Source organism: Bacillus safensis (assembly GCF_039619585.1).
Classification (GTDB): Bacteria; Bacillota; Bacilli; order Bacillales; family Bacillaceae; genus Bacillus; species Bacillus safensis.
In genome coordinates this window covers 2904593-2920513 of record NZ_CP154909.1, presented here as the reverse complement: position 1 = coordinate 2920513, position 15921 = coordinate 2904593, and the positions used below count along the sequence as shown (strand labels likewise).

Genomic DNA, 15921 nt, shown 5'->3' with positions numbered 1-15921 from the left:
ATTCTTACAATTCCCTCTCATCTGTAATTCATACGCCGCAAACGGAGGCACACGAGAATGTGTAAATTTTTGAAATCTGCTATTGAACTGTTTCGGAAAATCTTTTAAGATAAAGAAAGAGGCATTGCTTTTTTTTGGACAAAAAATGAATGACTGTTCATTCAAAATGTTTAGGGGGATATTTATGGGCAAACATATTCGCAAGGCGGCTGTCATTGGTTCAGGTGTCATGGGCTCAGGCATTGCTGCACATTTAGCCAATATTGGGATACCAGTTACACTGCTAGATATTGTGCCAAATGAACTGACAAAGGAAGAAACGGCGAAAAAGCGGACGCTTGATCACCCTAGTGTTCGGAATCGATTAAGTCAAGAAGCGATGAAAAAATTATTAAAGCAAAAGCCAGCACCTCTTACTTCAGCAAAAAACCTATCATACATCACACCGGGAAATCTCACAGACCACCTTTCCTTATTACACGATGCTGACTGGATCATTGAAGTCGTCACTGAAAAGCTCAGCATCAAACAACACGTATTCTCTCTCATCGACGAACACCGCAAAGAAGGAAGCATCGTATCAAGCAATACATCCGGTATTTCAGTTGAAAAAATGGCAGAAGGCCGATCAGATGATTTTAAACGCCACTTTTTAGGCACACATTTTTTTAACCCAGCTCGTTATCTAAAGCTCTTAGAAATCATTCCTATTCAAGAAACAGATCCAGAAGTACTGTCATTTATGAAAACATTTGGCGAGGATGTACTCGGCAAAGGGGTGGTTGAAGCAAAAGACACACCGAACTTTATTGCAAACCGCATTGGCACTTATGGACTTCTTGTCACAGTGCGTGAAATGCTTGAGAACAAATACACCATCGGAGAAGTGGATTCTGTCACAGGGCCCCTCATTGGAAGACCGAAAAGTGCGACCTTCCGTACACTTGATGTCGTGGGGCTCGACACGTTTTCTCATGTGGCACGAAACGTATATGAACAGGTAGAAGGAAAGGAAAAAGAGATTTTTCAGCTGCCTGAGTTTATTGAAAGAATGCTCGAAAAAGGATGGATTGGCAGCAAGGCAGGCCAAGGTTTTTATCAAAAAAATGGGAAGGTCATTTTAGAGCTTGACCCAGTGACGCTCACATATGGTGAACGCACAAAGCTAAAAGATCCAGGCATTGAAATGGCGAAACAGCAAAAGGGTGCAAAAGCAAAGTTGAAAGCGCTTATTTATCAGGATGGTCGTGCAGGGCAACTACTTTGGAATATGACAGCGCCCGTACTTCTTTATTCAGCTCATCTAAAAGGTGAAATTGCGGATGATATTCAGTCTATCGATAACGCCATGAAATGGGGATTCGGCTGGCAGCACGGCCCATTTGAGCTGTGGGATGCAATAGGTGTCAAAAAAGCCGCCGAACGCATGGAAGCAGAAGGCCGCATTATTCCAGCATGGGTGCAAGACATGCTGTCAAAAGGACACGAGACATTCTATCAAGAGAATGCTGATGGAGTGCGAGCGTTTTATCATAACGGGGCTTATGAACAGGAAAAAGGAAACGACAAACATATTTCTTTAGCTAGATTGAAAAAGAAACATGACGTCATCTTCAAAAATTCTGGTGCGAGCCTGATCGATATTGGTGATGATGTCGCCTTGCTCGAATTTCATTCTAAAAGCAATGCCATTGGACTAGATGTCATTGATATGATCAATCGCGCTGTTGATGAGACGGAAAAGAATTATAAAGGGCTTGTCATCGGAAACCAAGGGAAGAACTTCTGTGTTGGCGCAAACCTTGCCCTGATTTTAATGGAAGCACAGGACGATAATTTCTTTGAGATTGACTTTGTGATCAGGCGCTTCCAGCAGGCGATGATGAAGGTCAAATATAGCGAGCGCCCAGTCGTAGCCGCACCGTTTGGGATGACATTAGGAGGCGGAACAGAAGTTTGTCTGCCGGCAGCAGCTATACAGGCGTCCAGCGAAACGTACATGGGACTTGTGGAAGCGGGAGTAGGACTGATTCCAGGAGGCGGCGGAAACAAAGAGTTATATCTTCGTCACCTGCAAGGGTCAATGAAGCCGTCGCAGACGGCTATACAGGATGCCACGCTGAAAACATTTGAAACAATTGCGATGGCAAAAGTATCAACTTCAGCTGAGGAAGCGCGGGATATGAACATGCTCCGCGTGAACGACCGGATCAGTATGAACGGGGATCACCTGATCTATGATGCAAAACAACTGGTGCTCTCTCTTGATGAAGCCGGTTATCGTGCGCCGCTCAAGCAAAAGGTGCCGGTCATGGGAGAAACAGGCTATGCAGCGATGATTTTGGCTGCTGAAAATATGAGACTGTCTGGATACATTTCAGAGCATGACATGACCATTGTAAAAAAATTAGCTCATGTCATTTCCGGCGGGAAACTGCCATTTGGAACCGAGGTAGAGGAGCAATATTTATTAGAGCTTGAAAGAGAAGCCTTTTTAAGTCTTGTAGGAGAAGTGAAATCACAGGCACGTATGCAGCACATGCTCGTCAAAGGAAAACCTTTACGTAACTAAGGGGGAGTCAAAATGAGAGAAGCAGTCATTGTCGCTGGCGCAAGAACACCAGTAGGAAAGGCGAAAAAAGGATCGTTAAAACATGTCCGGCCTGATGATATGGGCGCATTATGTGTAAAAGAAACGTTAAAGCGTGCCGGTGAATACGACGGACAGATAGATGATTTAATCATTGGCTGTGCAACGCCAGAAGCAGAGCAGGGGTTAAATGTGGCCCGGAATATTGGAGCATTAGCGGGACTGCCTTATACAGTACCTGCCATCACCATAAACCGTTACTGCTCGTCTGGTCTTCAATCTATCGCTTATGCGGGTGAACGTATTATGCTCGGGCAGGCAGACACGATTTTAGCCGGAGGAGTCGAATCGATGTCGCAGGTGCCGATGATGGGGCATTCCATTCGTCCAAATGCTCTCTTGGCAGAGCAAGCGCCTGAATACTACATGAGCATGGGGCACACGGCAGAGCAAGTGGCGCAAAAGTATCAGGTCACACGTCAAGATCAGGACGCCTTTGCGGTGAGGAGTCATCAAAAGGCAGCAAAGGCACTTCAAGAAGGGAAATTTTCAGATGAAATTGTGCCTGTTGATGTAACAGAGCGACGAGTAGGAGAGCAATATCAATTAGAAGAGCATCAATTCACGTTCTCACAGGATGAAGGTGTGAGAGCAGGTACAACGGAGGAGATTCTTTCCACATTGCGTCCAGCCTTCTCAACAAAAGGCACGGTGACCGCAGGGAACTCTTCGCAGACAAGTGACGGGGCTGCGTGTGTGATGATGATGGACCGCGAGAAAGCATCCTCACTTTCTCTTCAGCCGCTCGCTAAATTCAGAGCATTTGCTGTTGGCGGTGTACCGCCTGAAGTGATGGGAATCGGTCCGGTTGAAGCCATTCCGCGTGCGCTGAAAATCGCTGGACTTGAGCTGAAGGATATTGGCCTGTTTGAATTAAACGAAGCGTTTGCTTCTCAGGCAATTCAAGTCATTCGCCATTTAGGAATTGATGAGGAAAAGGTGAATGTCAATGGCGGGGCCATTGCGCTCGGACATCCGCTCGGCTGTACAGGAACGAAACTAACGCTGTCACTGATTCATGAAATGAAACGGCGAAACGAGCAATTTGGCATTGTCACAATGTGTATCGGCGGGGGCATGGGAGCAGCAGGCATTTTTGAATTGATCTAAAGGGGGAAATCAGGATGAAAGCATTGGAAGATGTAAAAAAGGGTGGAAGCTTTTTAATTGATGAGACGAATTATGAGCATATTTTTACACCGGAGGATTTCTCTGATGAACATCAAATGATTGGAAAAACAACAGAGGATTATATTTTACAAGATGTTGTTCCGCATATTGATCAAATTGAAAACCATGAGTTCGAGCATTCGGTCAGGCTTCTCAAAAAGGCTGGTGAGCTTGGGCTGCTTGGAGCTGATGTGCCTGAGGAATTCGGCGGGCTTGGATTAGATAAAATCAGTTCAGCGATCATTACTGAAAAATTCGCTAGAGCAGGAAGCTTCTCACTTTCCTATGGCGCTCATGTTGGTATTGGTTCTCTGCCGATCGTGCTCTTCGGAAATCAAGCGCAAAAGGAAGCGTACCTGCCTGGACTCGCCTCTGGTGAAACCATTGCAGCGTACGCACTCACTGAGCCAGGATCAGGCTCTGACGCTCTTGGAGCAAAAACAACGGCAGTTCTGAATGAAGCAGGTACCCATTATGTCCTCAATGGAGAAAAGCAGTGGATCACAAACTCCGCATTTGCCGATGTCTTTGTTGTGTATGCGAAGATTGATGGTGAACACTTCTCTGCTTTTATCGTCGAAAAGGATTTTCCAGGTGTCAAAACGGGGCCTGAAGAGAAAAAAATGGGTATTAAAGGATCATCGACAAGAACATTGATTCTTGAAGATGCCCAAGTACCGAAGGAGAATTTGCTCGGTGAAGCTGGCAGAGGTCATGTGATTGCGTTTAACATTTTGAATATTGGGCGCTATAAGCTGGCAGTCGGCACAATCGGTGCATCAAAGCGCGTCATTCAATTGTCGGCAGAATATGCGAACCAGCGTAAGCAGTTCAAAACACCAATTTCTCAATTCAGCTTAATTGGTGAAAAAGCAGCCAATATGTCAGCAAAGCTCTATGCGATGGAAAGTGCTGTTTACCGTACGGTTGGATTATTTGAACAGCGGATGGGGCTCTTAAGTGATGAAGAGCAAAAAGACGGCAAACAAATTGCCCAATCCATTGCGGAATATGCGATTGAATGTTCTCTCTGTAAAGTGCTCGGCTCTGAAACGTTAGATTATATTGTGGATGAAGGCGTGCAGATTCACGGCGGATATGGATTCATGCAAGAATACGAGGTCGAAAGAGCCTATCGCGACTCACGAATTAACCGGATTTTTGAAGGGACAAACGAAATCAACCGTTTGCTTGTACCAGGTACATTCTTGAAGAAAGCGATGAAAGGAGAGCTTCCGCTGCTTCAAAAAGCGCAAACCTTACAGGAAGAGCTAATGATGATGATGCCGGAAGAGCCAGGCGATCAGCCGCTCGATCAAGAAAAATATTTGCTCGCCCATGCGAAAAAGATCGCCTTAATGGTGGCTGGTATGGCAGCCATGAAATACGGGAAAGCCTTAGACAAAGAGCAAGAAATTCTTGTGAACATAGCCGATATCGTCAATGAAATTTTTGCTGCTGAATCAGCGGTTCTGCGTACAGAAAAGGCAATCGCTGCAACAGGGGCAGAAAAGAATGAACAAAAGCTTGCTTACACACAAATTTTCACGCAGGAAGCTTTCTTAAAGATTGAAGCCCATGCAAAAGAATCCTTGATTGCGATGGAGGAAGGAGATTCACTCCGCATGAGCCTGTCAGCCCTTCGCAAGCTGACAAGATTTACGCCGATCAATGTCATCGCTAAAAAGCGCGAAGTGGCAAAACGAATCTTTGAAGCAGAGAAATATATCGTATAAGGGCGGGTTAAAGGTGCGGATATCACTCCGCACCTTTTTGTAAGCATACATTTAGGTTTTTAAAATATTTTGTGATAAAATGTTGTCACAATTTGCAGGAGGTGAAAATGGTGGCTTTAGATTTTTACGAATACCCATCTTGTGGTACATGCCGAAAAGCAAAAAAGTGGCTGGAAGCACACAATAAAGACATCAACAGCATACATATCGTCGAAGAGACGCCTGATAAAGAAACATTAAAAGCCCTTTACGAAAAAAGCGGTTTAGAGCTGAAGAAATTCTTTAATACAAGCGGGCAAAAATACCGGGAGCTGCAGCTGAAAGATCAACTTCCTGCAATGTCAGAGGACGAGCAGCTAGAATTACTCGCGTCTAACGGAATGCTGATCAAGCGCCCGATTACAACAGACGGAAAACGAGTCACGGTAGGATTTAATGAAGATACATTTAAAAGCGTCTGGAAATGATGTAACTTTCATTCAGATTGTGGTATCTTCAATATAGATTGTAAGAAAAGACTGGAGGGGTATTGAATGAGCACACCAAAAGATTTACGTTATTCAGAAGAACATGAATGGGTCAAAGTAGAAGGAGATAAGGTGCGTATCGGTATTACGCATTTTGCTCAATCTGAGCTGGGCGATATCGTGTTCGTTGAGCTTCCTGAAGTAGGAGACAAAATCACAGCGGACGAGCCTTTCGGAAGTGTAGAATCAGTGAAAACAGTTTCTGAACTTTATGCACCGATCAATGGCACAATTGTTGAAGTGAACGATGAGCTGGATGACAGCCCAGAATTCGTCAACGACTCTCCATACGAAAAAGCATGGATGATCGTGGTAGAACCAGCTGATGCATCTGAAATTGAGAACTTAATGACAGCTGAGCAATATGAAGAAATGACAAAAGAAGACTAATTCATGAGAAATTGGACACTCTACCTTTATGGGGGGTGTCCAATTTGTCTTTTCAAAAAGAACACGTGGATATAACAGAGCATGTCACTGGACGATTCAAAGAAAGCGGCATGGTGCTTTATCATCAAAATGAAGAGATTGGCACGATGATTAGTGAAAACCAATATGAGCTGAAATCGGGATATTCCTATGATCAAAATCGTTTTTATCGTTTAACGGACACATTAACCGATGGGACAGAAAAATATGTTGACTGTGACGATGAAAATGGCTGGTGCTAATCACAGATGAGACTGCAGTGAACAGAAGCTGCAGTCTTTTTGATGACGAGGCGCCCAATCTTTACAACCTGAATGAAAGATTGTAATCTAAGGAAGAAGTGAATCAACGTCAAAAGGGCCGGGTGATCGTGATGAATGTCGAGATAGAAAAGGTCATCATTGTAGAAGGTAAAACAGACAAACAAAAGTTAAAAGAAGTCATAAGTGAACCTGTTACCATCATTTGCACCAATGGCACGATCAGTACATCGAAGCTGGATCAGCTTGTGGACGATTTATTGGGGAAAGACGTTTACATATTAGCTGACAGTGACGATGCAGGCGACAAACTGCGGAAGCAATTTCGAAAAGAATTCCCTGAAGCACTTCATCTTTTTGTCGACAGAACGTACCGCGAAGTGGCCGCTTCACCGTCAGCCCACATTGCATCTATCCTATTAGCTGCAAACATTGATGTTCATTCGAAATATTTATGAGGGTGGACGTATATGAAAGAGATTGAAGAACACGAATTCAAGGAGATAGAGGACGATTTATTTCTTTTATACTTATATACACCGTTTTGCGGAACATGCCAGCTGGCAAAGAAAATGCTGGCAGTCGTAGACGCCATGCAGCCGGATGTACCATTTTACGAAAACAATTTAAACTATTCACCAGGCTTTGCGAAAGCATTTGAAATTGAGAGTGTTCCTTGCTTTCTCCTGTTTAAAAAAGGTGAATTGGTGCAAAAAGGCTATGCCTTTCACTCAGTTCCATATCTTCATGAAATGATTGAAACCGCTAAATAAAGCGGTTTTTTGTCATATTTCAAGAAATTCATTTGAAAATTTGTCGAGTTATTTATAAAGGACAAGAAGATGTTTGTAGAGAAATGTTATGTATAACCAAATGACAGGGAGGTTATACATGTGGAAAATGTGAAAGCCCATGGTAACACAGGGCAGCGTTTATTATTAAAGCCGCTGCTCTCATCATCATCCTTGAAGATTACATTTGAGGCGGAAACTGACTCTTGTACATTGATTGTGGATGAACGTGGTGAAGTGAAGAAACTACCTGCAATTGAGTTATCGGATCTCATCTTTTATGGTGAGAGGAAAGAAATTCTTCAATTATTAGACGGAGATATGTCCTTACAGCAGTTAATCAGCAGGGGACAAGTCAAAGTCAAAGGGTCATTCCGTGCGCTCCTTAGACTAGAGGCAGTGCTTTGGCTGACGAACGGTTTTTTCCGAAAAATGATAACGTAGTTGTTTACTTGGAAATTAACGATTTACAGCGTTGACATATCTCGGGTAGCATGATATTCTACGTTAGTAAAAACATGAACATCACATAAAACAACATATTTTCTCTTATTAAGAGAGGTGGAGGGACGTGCCCTATGAAACCCGGCAACCGTCAGCATAGCTGAAATTGGTGCCAATTCACTCAAAGCCGCAGCGCTTTGAAAGATGAGAGAAAGGCGTAATTGACATAAAAGGCCTTTCTGCTTGCGTTGCAGTTAGGTCTTTTTTACTGACCTGGCGTCAGGCTAGAGTCATGACAGAAAGAAGAATAAATAATGTATGTGATGGCAACCTATAGATTCAGCAAGAAAGCAGGTGATCAGACTGTGATTTATTTACAGAATGTATCAAAAACGTACCATTCAAAAAGCGGAAATGTTGATGCCGTGAAAGACGTCAACCTAGATATTGATAAAGGTGAAATATTCGGAATTATCGGGTATAGCGGTGCAGGGAAAAGCTCGCTTATTCGCCTATTAAACGGTCTGGAGCTGCCAACAGAAGGAATTGTTGAAGTGGCAGGCAACCGGATCAATGAAGTATCGAATGCGAAACTTCGGAAAGCAAGACAAGAAATCAGCATGATCTTCCAGCACTTTAATTTGCTTTGGTCAAGAACGGTGAGACAAAATATTATGTTCCCGCTTGAGATCGCAGGTGTACCGACATCAAAACGGAGAGAGCGTGCGAATGAACTGATTAAATTGGTCGGTTTAGAAGGAAAAGAAAATGCGTATCCGTCTCAGCTGAGCGGCGGGCAAAAACAGCGTGTCGGCATTGCGAGAGCATTAGCGAATGATCCAAAGGTTCTTCTATGTGACGAAGCGACATCTGCGCTAGATCCGCAAACGACCGATTCGATCCTTGAGCTTTTGGCGGATATCAATAAACGATTAGGGCTCACGATTGTGCTCATTACACACGAAATGCACGTCATTCGCAAAATTTGTCATCGCGTTGCGGTCATGGAAAATGGACGCATTGTCGAAGAAGGCGAAGTATTACGCGTCTTCAGACAACCGAAGGAAGAAATGACGAAACGATTTGTGCAACAGCTTGCAGAACCAGAGGAAGCGAAAGAAACAATTGAGCATGTGCTAGAGCGAGTAAAAGAAGGTCAGGTCGTACGATTGTCCTTTATCGGAGATTCTGCCGAGCAGCCGCTGATCACTGAAATCATTCGATCCTTCAACGTCGATGTGAATATCCTTCAAGGGAAGATTTCTCAAACGCAGGAAGGCGCGTTTGGAACACTCTTTATCCACATTAATGGAGAAGAGACCGAGGTAGAAAAAGCCATCGCCTATATCCAAAGCAAACAGGTTGAAATCGAGGTGATGACACATGTTTGAGAAATGGTTTCCGAACGTTGATTTAGACGTCATCTGGAGTGCAACAGGTGAAACAGTGTATATGACACTCATTTCATTGGCATTTGCTTTTGCCATTGGTATCATCCTTGGACTATTACTCTTTCTAACGAGTAAAGGCGGTCTTTGGGAAAATAAACCGATTAATGCTGTCATCGGCGCTGTCGTCAACATTTTCAGATCGATTCCTTTTATCATTTTAATTATTCTATTACTAGGGTTCACGAAATTCTTAATGCATACGATTCTAGGCCCAAATGCAGCACTCCCTGCCCTTGTCATAGGGTCAGCTCCATTCTATGCACGTCTTGTCGAAATTGCACTGCGTGAGGTAGACAAAGGAGTCATTGAAGCAGCACGATCAATGGGAGCGAAAACGTCGACAATCATTTTCAAAGTATTGCTGCCAGAATCATTGCCAGCCCTTATTTCAGGTATTACCGTAACAGCAATTGCTCTGATTGGCTCTACTGCGATTGCAGGTGCAATTGGAGCAGGCGGACTTGGTGACCTCGCCTATGTGGAAGGGTACCAATCTGGTAATACAGATGTCACACTTGTAGCTACTGTGTTTATTCTCATCATCGTCTTTATTATTCAAATAATCGGTGATTTGATTACAAATAAAATTGATAAACGTTAAGGGAGGATTTATTCATGAAGAAATTGATATTAAGTGCACTATTTCTAGCATTTGCAGGTATTTTAGCTGCGTGCGGTTCATCAAATAACGCAAGTGAAAGCAAAACCATTACGGTTGCCGCTTCAAAAACGCCTCATGCCGAAATTCTTGAAGAAGCAAAACCACTTCTAAAAGAAAAAGGCTACGATTTAAAAGTGAAAGTGCTTAGCGATTATAAAATGTACAACAAAGCGTTAGCTGAAAAAGAAGTGGATGCGAACTTTTTCCAACATATCCCTTACTTAAACGAAGAAAATAAATCAAACAAAGATTATAACCTAGTGAGTGCTGGTGCGGTTCACCTTGAGCCTTTCGGTATCTACTCTAAGAAATACAAATCTGTAAAAGATATTCCAAACGGCGGCACAATCATCATGACAAACAACGTAGCTGAACAAGGCCGTATGCTTGCCCTGCTGCAAAATGCTGGTGTCATCAAGCTTGATCCAAAGGTTGATACAATCAACGCAACAGTAAAAAACATTAAAGAAAACCCAAAGAACCTAAAATTCAAAAAAATCGCGCCTGAATTAACTGCGAAAGCTTATGAAAACAGTGAAGGCGATGCTGTATTCATCAACGTCAACTATGCGATCCAAAATAAATTGAATCCGAAAAAAGATTCAATTGAACTTGAGCAAACAAAGAACAACCCATATGCAAACATCGTTGCGGTTCGCAAAGGTGACGAAAAATCAGATAAGATCAAGGCACTAATGGAAGTTCTTCACTCTGATAAAATCAAAGAATTCATCGACAAAAAATATGACGGTGCAGTATTGCCTGTATCTGAATAACAACATTTCAACCTCGCTTCTATCAAAGCGAGGTTTCAGCATGTAGACAAACCCTCGCATTCTTTGTCAGTTCTGCGCTCCGGTGCTCACGAATGTCAAATTCGCTCCGCTCCGGTACTCGCCCTTCCTAGGGCTGCAAAGGTTTTCTATCACGCTGAAAGGAAGATAAAGGGCTAAAATAAAGATCATTTTAGCCCTTAATCAACAATCTGCAACCTCGCTTCTACCAAAGCGAGGTTTTTTGTGTATTTTTTCAAATCTCGCTCATAATAAAAACGTACAAATGACCTGAAGGGATGGAATCAAGATGAATGAACAGCATATGAGCGGATCCATGCAGCAATCACTGACTGATTATAAAACCGCAATGGGTGAATTCCAGAAGAAAATGCCGGTGTTTGGAAAGAAATTCAATGAATTTACGGAGCAGTGCTTCCAAAGCGATTCATTAACGCAAAAGGAAAAACAAATGATTGCCCTCGGTATCAGTATTCATGCGCAGGATGAATACTGCATGATTTATCATACAAAGGGAGCGCTCGATCAAGGGGCGACAGAAGAGAATTTGCTGGAGGTTGTCAGCGTGGCGGCAGCTTTTGGCGGCGGAGCAGCACTAAGCCAAGGAATCACTGTCGTTCAGCAATGTATTGATGAATTTGGAGGACAGACGCATTAAGGGAAGCATAACACGGTATTTTTCCATCTCAGGGAGTTGAGCGCTTCTCATCCGTTTGTGTGAGAAAATATGCCAGCATAGGGTGTCATATCCCTTTTGAGTGAAGCCGCATACGTTTGCTACAATAAAGCTACACTCAAGGAAGGGAATGGTTTATTATTTGTTCGGACCATAGTACACTAGGATTGGATTATACCGCCGAGATGGAAAAGGCCATGCATCAAGCTCATGGCATGAGCTATGCAGAGTACGAAAGAGACCATGACTTACGGATGAAAGTGGAATATAAACGAGAGCAGTCCTACCGAGATGAGAAAAGACAGCTCGCAAAAATGAATATACGAGGCTAATAATAGCTGAGGGGCGGGGAGAACAGTTTCCCGCCCTTTCTTTATGAAAACAGTCTTTTCGACATAAATCCTTTTATCTACCTGCTTTTTTTGTTAGAATTTTGAGAGCATCCTCTCACGCTTATCGTGAATGTGTTGTATTCAGTTTTAATTTGTTATAAAATTAGAATGAGAATAAATTGAGAATAATGATTATTTTGGAGGTATCGATATATGACTGCTTCGACATTAACAATTAAGGACTTGCACGTTGAGATTGAAGGGAAAGAAATCTTAAAGGGTGTAAACCTCGAGATAAAAGGTGGAGAATTCCACGCAGTAATGGGACCTAACGGAACAGGTAAATCTACTTTATCTGCTGCCATTATGGGTCACCCAAAATATGAAGTAACACAAGGCAGCATCTTGCTTGATGGCGAAGATGTCCTTGAAATGGAAGTAGATGAGCGCGCTCAAGCTGGTCTTTTCCTTGCAATGCAATACCCGTCTGAAATCAGCGGTGTTACAAATGCTGACTTCCTTCGTTCTGCAATTAACGCACGCAGAGAAGAAGGCGATGAAATCTCTCTTATGAAATTCATCCGCAAAATGGACGAAAACATGGAGTTCCTTGAAATGGACCCAGATATGGCACAACGCTACTTAAATGAAGGTTTCTCAGGCGGGGAGAAAAAACGCAACGAAATTCTTCAATTAATGATGATTGAACCAAAGATCGCCATCCTTGACGAAATCGATTCTGGTCTTGATATCGATGCCCTGAAAGTTGTTTCTAAAGGAATTAACAAAATGCGCGGCGAAAGCTTCGGCTGCTTAATGATCACTCACTATCAGCGCCTGCTGAACTACATCACACCAGATCACGTTCATGTCATGATGCAAGGCCGTATTGTGAAATCTGGCGGACCAGAACTTGCGCAGCGTCTAGAAGCAGAAGGCTATGACTGGATTAAAAAAGAGTTAGGAATTGAAGACGAAACTGTTGGTCAAGAAGCGTAAGCGTTAGGAGGATTATTGATGACATTAGAAACGAAATTATCAGTAGATCAAGATTATGTCAAAAGCTTCTCCGAGAAGCATCAGGAACCGGCATGGATGAGCTCCCTTCGCTTACAGGCTCTTGAAAAAGCAGAAGACCTCCCAATGCCAAAGCCTGACAAAACGAATATTTCAAAATGGAATTTAACGAATTTCAAACAGCATACAGTCGAAAGTGCGCCATTTGGATCATTAGAAGAGCTTCCAGAAGAAGTGAAATCTCTGATTGATTTAGAGGACACAGATAAGACAGTTTACATTCAGCGTGATCAAACGCCGGCCTATTTGTCTCTTTCAGCTGAAGCAAAAGACAAAGGTGTGATCTTCACTGATCTTCATACAGCGATTCGTGAGCATGGAGATTTAGTGAAACAATACTTCATGACAGATGCAGTGAAAGTGGATGAGCATAAACTAACAGCTTTACATGCTGCTTTAGTGAATGGCGGAGCTTTCCTCTATGTACCGAAAAACGTAGAGCTTGAAGCACCAATTCAAGCTGTTTATCTTCATGAAAATGACGAAACGACTTTGTTCAACCATGTCATCGTTGTAGCAGACGATCATAGTGCTGTGACATATGTAGAAAACTACATCAGTACAGCAAAACCGGAAGAAGCGATCTTCAATATCGTTTCTGAAGTGTTCACAGGCGCTAACGCCCGCGTCACATACGGTGCTGTAGATAACCTTGCAGAAGGAGTCACAGTATATGTAAACAGACGCGGTATGGCAAATGGTCGTGACAGTAAAATCGAATGGGCGCTTGGCCTGATGAATGATGGAGACGTCGTATCTGAAAACATCACAAAACTGATGGGCGACGGTACATTCGGTGATACGAAATCAGTTGTTGTCGGCCGAGGAAACCAAACAGAAAACTTCACAACAAGCATCATCCACTTCGGTAAAAACTCTGAAGGATATATCTTGAAGCATGGTGTGATGAAGGATCAAGCATCCTCTATCTTTAACGGAATTGGTAAAATCGAGCATGGCGCAACGAAGTCAAATGCAGAGCAGGAATCACGTGTCCTCATGCTGAGTGAGAAAGCACGCGGTGACGCAAACCCCATTCTTTTAATTGATGAAGATGATGTGACAGCAGGGCACGCCGCTTCTGTTGGACGTGTCGATCCAATTCAATTGTACTACCTCATGAGCCGCGGGATTTCCAAAGAAGATGCAGAAAGACTTGTGATTTACGGCTTCTTAAATCCAGTTGTAAAAGAACTGCCGATTGAAGGAGTTAAAAAGCAGCTTGTTTCTGTGATTGAAAGGAAAGTAAAATAATGAATATCAAAGACGTTCGTGAGCAATTTCCAATCCTTCATCAGCAAGTGAACGGACATGATTTGGTGTATTTGGACAGTGCAGCGACTTCTCAAAAACCAAGAGTGGTCATTGATGCAATGAATGAGTATTACCGGTCTTACAACTCGAACGTCCACAGGGGTGTTCATACCCTTGGCACAAGAGCAACGGACGCATACGAGGGTGCGAGAGAGAAAGTTCGTGCATTCATCCGTGCTTCATCTGTTCAGGAGATTATTTTTACTAGAGGTACAACAACTGCGCTAAACACAGTGGCGATCAGCTATGCTAGAGCCAACCTCAAAGAAGGCGATGAGATTGTCATTACGCATATGGAGCATCATGCGAATATCATCCCTTGGCAGCAAGCAGCAAAAGCAACTGGCGCCACATTGAAATACATTCCGTTACAGGAAGACGGCACGCTATCGCTTGAAGATGTGAAGCAAACGATCACACATCAAACGAAAATCGTCGCTGTCACACATGTCTCAAACGTATTAGGAACCATCAACCCGATTAAAGAAATCGCCAAAATTGCCCACGATCATGGGGCAATCATTGTCGTCGACGGTGCGCAAAGCACTCCGCACATGCAAATTGATGTTCAGGATCTAGATTGTGACTTTTTCGCATTCTCTGGGCATAAAATGTGTGGACCGACTGGCATCGGTGTGCTTTACGGGAAGAAGGACCTTTTGAATAATATGGAGCCTGCTGAGTTTGGCGGTGAAATGATCGACTTTGTGGATCTATATGATTCCACATGGAAAGAGCTGCCGTGGAAATTTGAAGCGGGAACACCGATTATTGCTGGAGCAGTTGGACTAGGAAAAGCAATTGACTTCTTAAATGACATTGGTATGGAGGAAGTCAGCCGTTACGAGCATCAGCTTGCGACTTACGCGCTTGAGCGCTTTAAGGAGCTTGACGGTGCGACTGTTTATGGACCGCAGCACCGAGCTGGGCTTGTGACGTTTAACTTAGACGATGTCCATCCGCATGATGCATCAACTGTTCTGGATACGGAAGGTGTCGCCATTCGTGCTGGACACCACTGTGCACAGCCGCTTATGAAATGGCTTGGTGTATCAGCGACTGCAAGAGCAAGCTTCTATCTGTATAATACAGAAGAAGAGATTGACAGGCTCATTGCAGCGCTCCGTAAGACAAAGGAGTATTTTACGAATGTCTTTTAATGTAAACTTAGACACACTGTACAGACAAGTGATTATGGATCATTATAAAAATCCGAGAAACAAAGGTGTGCTAAACGACAGCATTGTCGTCGATATGAACAACCCAACGTGTGGTGACCGCATTCGTCTTACGATGAAAATCGAAGACGATAAAGTCACGGATGCGAAATTTGAAGGAGAAGGATGCTCGATTTCGATGGCATCTGCCTCGATGATGACGCAGGCGATTAAAGGGAAAGATATTGAAACAGCATTGAAAATGTCTCAGATTTTCTCCGATATGATGCTAGGAAAAGAATACGACGATTCCATTGATCTTGGTGACATTGAGGCGCTGCAGGGAGTGGCAAAATTCCCTGCCCGCATCAAATGTGCAACATTATCATGGAAGGCGCTTGAAAAAGGCGCATCTGCCGAAGATAACGGCAAATCATAAGATTGGAGTGAAA

At 43.3% G+C, this 15921-nt stretch carries 18 protein-coding genes and 1 riboswitch; all 18 genes read left to right on the top strand.

Annotated elements, in window-relative coordinates:
* The first annotated feature begins 184 nt into the window (after positions 1 to 184).
* The 18 genes from AAYR28_RS15100 (at position 185) to sufU (ending at position 15908) form a co-directional block, all read left to right on the top strand.
* Positions 185 to 2572: a 3-hydroxyacyl-CoA dehydrogenase/enoyl-CoA hydratase family protein gene (locus AAYR28_RS15100; RefSeq protein WP_061110057.1), complete on the top strand. Its 2388-nt coding sequence runs from the start codon at positions 185 to 187 to the stop codon at positions 2570 to 2572.
* 12 nt (positions 2573 to 2584) lie between these two features.
* Positions 2585 to 3760 carry an acetyl-CoA C-acetyltransferase gene (locus AAYR28_RS15095; protein WP_024426007.1) on the top strand — a complete coding sequence of 392 codons (1176 nt, stop codon included), beginning with the start codon at positions 2585 to 2587 and terminating at the stop codon, positions 3758 to 3760.
* Between the two features lie 14 nt (positions 3761 to 3774).
* Complete coding sequence (locus AAYR28_RS15090; RefSeq protein ID WP_070326002.1) at positions 3775 to 5556, top strand: acyl-CoA dehydrogenase family protein; 1782 nt, start codon at positions 3775 to 3777, stop codon at positions 5554 to 5556.
* Positions 5557 to 5666: 110 nt separating this feature from the next.
* A complete protein-coding gene (locus tag AAYR28_RS15085) occupies positions 5667 to 6023 on the top strand; it encodes an arsenate reductase family protein (RefSeq protein WP_024423406.1) in 357 nt (118 codons plus the stop codon).
* 66 nt (positions 6024 to 6089) lie between these two features.
* Positions 6090 to 6473, top strand: coding sequence for a glycine cleavage system protein GcvH (gene gcvH / locus AAYR28_RS15080; protein WP_008347039.1), 384 nt, complete (start codon positions 6090 to 6092; stop codon positions 6471 to 6473).
* A gap of 44 nt (positions 6474 to 6517) precedes the next feature.
* Positions 6518 to 6754, top strand: coding sequence for a YusG family protein (locus AAYR28_RS15075; RefSeq protein ID WP_024423405.1), 237 nt, complete (start codon positions 6518 to 6520; stop codon positions 6752 to 6754).
* 131 nt (positions 6755 to 6885) lie between these two features.
* Complete coding sequence (locus AAYR28_RS15070; protein WP_034281437.1) at positions 6886 to 7230, top strand: toprim domain-containing protein; 345 nt, start codon at positions 6886 to 6888, stop codon at positions 7228 to 7230.
* Positions 7231 to 7242: 12 nt separating this feature from the next.
* The gene (locus AAYR28_RS15065) at positions 7243 to 7545 is read left to right on the top strand and encodes a thioredoxin family protein (RefSeq protein ID WP_024426005.1); all 303 of its coding nucleotides are present in this window, start codon (positions 7243 to 7245) and stop codon (positions 7543 to 7545) included.
* A gap of 120 nt (positions 7546 to 7665) precedes the next feature.
* Positions 7666 to 8007, top strand: coding sequence for an SCP2 sterol-binding domain-containing protein (locus AAYR28_RS15060; RefSeq protein WP_024423403.1), 342 nt, complete (start codon positions 7666 to 7668; stop codon positions 8005 to 8007).
* A gap of 102 nt (positions 8008 to 8109) precedes the next feature.
* Positions 8110 to 8218, top strand: a riboswitch (SAM riboswitch).
* A gap of 154 nt (positions 8219 to 8372) precedes the next feature.
* Complete coding sequence (locus AAYR28_RS15055; RefSeq protein WP_034281436.1) at positions 8373 to 9398, top strand: methionine ABC transporter ATP-binding protein; 1026 nt, start codon at positions 8373 to 8375, stop codon at positions 9396 to 9398.
* Positions 9391 to 10059, top strand: a complete 669-nt coding sequence (locus AAYR28_RS15050; protein WP_034280845.1) for a methionine ABC transporter permease — start codon at positions 9391 to 9393, stop codon at positions 10057 to 10059. The genes AAYR28_RS15055 and AAYR28_RS15050 overlap by 8 nt, the downstream gene beginning before the upstream one ends.
* Positions 10060 to 10073: 14 nt before the next feature.
* Complete coding sequence (gene metQ, locus AAYR28_RS15045) at positions 10074 to 10895, top strand: methionine ABC transporter substrate-binding lipoprotein MetQ (protein WP_024423400.1); 822 nt, start codon at positions 10074 to 10076, stop codon at positions 10893 to 10895.
* 307 nt (positions 10896 to 11202) lie between these two features.
* On the top strand, positions 11203 to 11571 hold the full coding sequence (locus AAYR28_RS15040) for a carboxymuconolactone decarboxylase family protein (protein WP_003212803.1): 369 nt from the start codon (positions 11203 to 11205) through the stop codon (positions 11569 to 11571).
* A gap of 215 nt (positions 11572 to 11786) precedes the next feature.
* On the top strand, positions 11787 to 11921 hold the full coding sequence (locus tag AAYR28_RS15035) for a hypothetical protein (RefSeq protein WP_254965641.1): 135 nt from the start codon (positions 11787 to 11789) through the stop codon (positions 11919 to 11921).
* Between the two features lie 213 nt (positions 11922 to 12134).
* The gene (gene sufC / locus AAYR28_RS15030; RefSeq protein WP_034280842.1) at positions 12135 to 12920 is read left to right on the top strand and encodes a Fe-S cluster assembly ATPase SufC; all 786 of its coding nucleotides are present in this window, start codon (positions 12135 to 12137) and stop codon (positions 12918 to 12920) included.
* Between the two features lie 18 nt (positions 12921 to 12938).
* On the top strand, positions 12939 to 14252 hold the full coding sequence (gene sufD, locus AAYR28_RS15025; protein WP_034280840.1) for a Fe-S cluster assembly protein SufD: 1314 nt from the start codon (positions 12939 to 12941) through the stop codon (positions 14250 to 14252).
* Entirely contained in the window at positions 14252 to 15472 is a 1221-nt protein-coding gene (locus tag AAYR28_RS15020; RefSeq protein ID WP_046313268.1) for a cysteine desulfurase, read from the top strand. The genes sufD and AAYR28_RS15020 overlap by 1 nt, the downstream gene beginning before the upstream one ends.
* Positions 15462 to 15908, top strand: coding sequence for a Fe-S cluster assembly sulfur transfer protein SufU (sufU, locus tag AAYR28_RS15015; protein WP_041115744.1), 447 nt, complete (start codon positions 15462 to 15464; stop codon positions 15906 to 15908). The genes AAYR28_RS15020 and sufU overlap by 11 nt, the downstream gene beginning before the upstream one ends.
* Positions 15909 to 15921: the final 13 nt, after the last annotated feature.